Annotated in this window: 2 protein-coding genes and 1 pseudogene; 2 read left to right on the top strand and 1 reads right to left on the bottom strand. The window is 57.7% G+C overall.

What is annotated here, in order from left to right; genetic code table 11:
* A pseudogene (locus tag ACIQ20_RS16505) lies at nucleotides 1-645 on the top strand (FAD-containing monooxygenase EthA); the annotation flags it as partial.
* A 57-nt stretch (nucleotides 646-702) separates the two neighbouring features.
* The gene (locus tag ACIQ20_RS16500) at nucleotides 703-1,950 is read left to right on the top strand and encodes an NAD(P)/FAD-dependent oxidoreductase (RefSeq protein ID WP_395782245.1); all 1,248 of its coding nucleotides are present in this window, start codon (nucleotides 703-705) and stop codon (nucleotides 1,948-1,950) included.
* On the opposite strand, the gene ACIQ20_RS16495 is transcribed toward ACIQ20_RS16500, so the two are convergent.
* On the bottom strand, nucleotides 1,941-2,842 hold a 902-nt coding region (locus tag ACIQ20_RS16495; protein WP_395782243.1), incomplete at its 5' end, for an N-acetylglucosamine-6-phosphate deacetylase. The genes ACIQ20_RS16500 and ACIQ20_RS16495 overlap by 10 nt on opposite strands.

Here is a 2,842-nt window from a genome sequence, read left to right as displayed (position 1 = left end):
CCCGCCGATTTCGACATGGCTAAGCACTTTACACCAAGCTACAACCCTTGGGATCAACGTCTATGTCTGGTGCCCGACGCCGACCTGTTTACCGCCATCAAAGCCGGTAAAGCCAGTGTGGTGACCGATCATATTGAGCGCTTTGACGATGCAGGCATTGTCTTGAAATCTGGCGAACGGATCGACGCTGACATCATCGTCACGGCAACCGGGCTGCAACTGCAAGTCTTGAGCGGCGTGCCGTTTCAGGTGGATGGCAAAGCCGTCGATTTCTCCAAAACCTTCTCCTACAAGGGGATGATGTATAGCGGCGTGCCGAACCTCGCGTCTGCATTTGGCTATACCAATGCGTCTTGGACGCTCAAGGCTGATCTGACGGCGGAATACATGTGTCGCCTAATCAAGCATTTGGATGCGACCGGGCAAACCACCTGTCTCCCAGAAAAGGGCAGTGAGTCGTTAGAGCCTGCGCCTTGGCTTGACTTCACATCCGGCTATGTCACTCGCGCCATGGAGAGCTTCCCGAAGCAAGGCCATGTCGCCCCGTGGAAAGTGCATCAAAATTATGCGCTCGATCTGATGGCGTTCCGGTTTGGAAAATTGGAAGATGACGTGATGCATTTCTCCAAGCCAAAAGCCGCCTAAGAGGTCTAAGCTGCCTTTGGATGGACAGGGCTGGCCAACACCTGCCATGATTATCGGATGATCGAGCCCTACGTCGAAGCCCCTCCCCTGCCCGTCCTCATTATCGGTGCAGGCCCTGCCGGTCTATTTGCCGCTGAATATCTGGCAAAGGCCGGCCACAAGGTGCAAGTCTATGATGGCATGGCCTCGGTGGGTCGGAAGTTTCTTCTGGCCGGGCGCGGTGGTCTCAACCTGACGCACAGCGAAGCACTCACGGAGTTCAAGCCCCGTTATGGTGCGTCGCAGGTCTGGGCGGGGCCGTGGCTTGACGCGTTTACGCCTGATGATCTTAAAGCTTGGGCAGAAGATCTCGGTCAGCCCTTATTTGTTGGGTCTAGCGGGCGGGTGTTCCCCCGAAGCTTAAAAGCCTCTCCCCTTTTGCGCGCGTGGCTCAGACGACTGCAGGACTTGGGCGTCACCATCACCACCGGCGCGCGTTGGACTGGTTTCTCAGAGACCGGAGCCGCACAATTTTCCCATCGCGACGGGTCAAGCAGCGAGCAGGTTGGTGCAGCCATCCTTTTAGCGCTCGGCGGAGCGTCGTGGCCAAAGCTTGGCGCAGATGGTGCATGGATATCGATCCTTGATAAAGTTGGCGTGGGTATTACCCCGTTGGAAGCCTCCAATGTCGGCGCACACGCAAATTGGACGGAAACCCTGAAAGCAGGGTTTGGTGGAGCGATCTTGAAGAATGTCGAGGTTCATCTGGGTGAAGCGCGCGCACGCGGTGATCTCGTCATCACAGATACGGGCCTGGAAGGCGGGCCGATTTACGCTTTGTCACCTGCCCTGCGAGAAGGCCTGAAGCTTGGGAGCTGTCAGATCCAGATTGATCTCAGGCCCGATGTCGAAACCGAAGCCCTCGCCCAGCGACTTGTGAAAGCCAAAGCTGGCCAGTCGATTTCGACGGCGCTTAAAAGTCATCTGAAGCTAGCCCCGCCCGCCATTGCTCTGATGCGCGAGGTGACGGCCAACAAGCTGCCCGCCACTGCTATGGGGCTCGCACGTTTGATCAAATCGCTCCCCATCAAGCTGACAGGCCTTGCTGGACTGGAGCGCGCCATTTCAACGGCTGGCGGGATCAATCAAGAAAGTGTCGACGAGCAGCTCATGCTGACGGCACGCCCGGGGGTCTTTGTTGCCGGTGAAATGCTGAACTGGGACGCACCAACCGGGGGCTATCTCTTACAGGCTTGCTTCTCAAGTGCCATCTTGGCCGCCAAGGGGATCGACGCTTGGGTCCAAAAGGACGCGGATCAGAGCTGAACGCCGCGCTGCCAAACCCGCACCAGATTGGAATCCCCGTCTAATTGAACAAAATCAGCGCGCGCGCCCACCGCCAGCCGACCGACTTGGCCTTCTAGGCCTATTGCCCGCGCTGGAGCATGGCTGGCCATCTGCAGCGCGTCGGTCAGTCCAATACCGACCTGACGCATCATGACGCCCATCGCGTCGTGCAAGGATAAGTTCGAGCCGGCTAACACCCCGTCGGGCGTGTAACAGGTCAGCCCGCGCGCAAAAATCTTTTCGCCCTTCAACTCGAACCAATCCTGATCCGAGCCCAAAGTCGGCATCGCGTCGCTCACCAAGACAGTCCGTTTCGGACCGAGAAGGCGGGCTACTAATGCCATGTTGGCGACATGAACATGCACCCCATCTGCAATCAGGCCGGAGAAGGAAGTTGGGCTCGATAAGGCCGCGCCAACAACACCCGGGGCTCGGCTGGAAAGCTGGCTCATCGCATTAAAAATGTGGGTGAAACCCCGAAGCCCTTCGGCCTCGGCTGCGATGATTTGCTCATAGCTCGCCTCGGTATGGCCAGCAAAGACCACGGCACCGCGACGGACAAGTTCAGCAATCGCGCCCGGTGGCGCAGTTTCGGGAGCCAGGGTGATTAGGGTCTTGCCCCGCTTCAATCGGGTCAACAGCTCAATCGCTTCTTGGTCGAGGACTTTGAACTTCGACGCATCATGCACGCCTTTACGGCTGGTATTCAGGAATGGCCCCTCAAGATGAATACCAAGGACACCGGGCACCTCAGCTTCGATAGCTGCATCGACAGCCTCAATCGCTAGCGCGATCTTCTCCAAATCATCCGAGATCAGTGTCGGGAGCAACGCAGTGGTACCAAACTTCGCATGAGCTCTTGCGATGGTCG

This window comes from Aquidulcibacter sp., from assembly GCF_044346625.1.
Classification (GTDB): Bacteria; Pseudomonadota; Alphaproteobacteria; order Caulobacterales; family Aquidulcibacteraceae; genus Aquidulcibacter.
Note: the sequence above shows the minus strand (reverse complement) of the source record. Positions and strands in the feature narration are given on the sequence as shown.

Excerpts from the sequence above, each read along its gene's own strand:
- ACIQ20_RS16500 (WP_395782245.1), top strand. The coding sequence starts at position 703 with ATGATCGAGCCCTACGTCGAAGCCCCTCCCCTGCCCGTCCTCATTATC.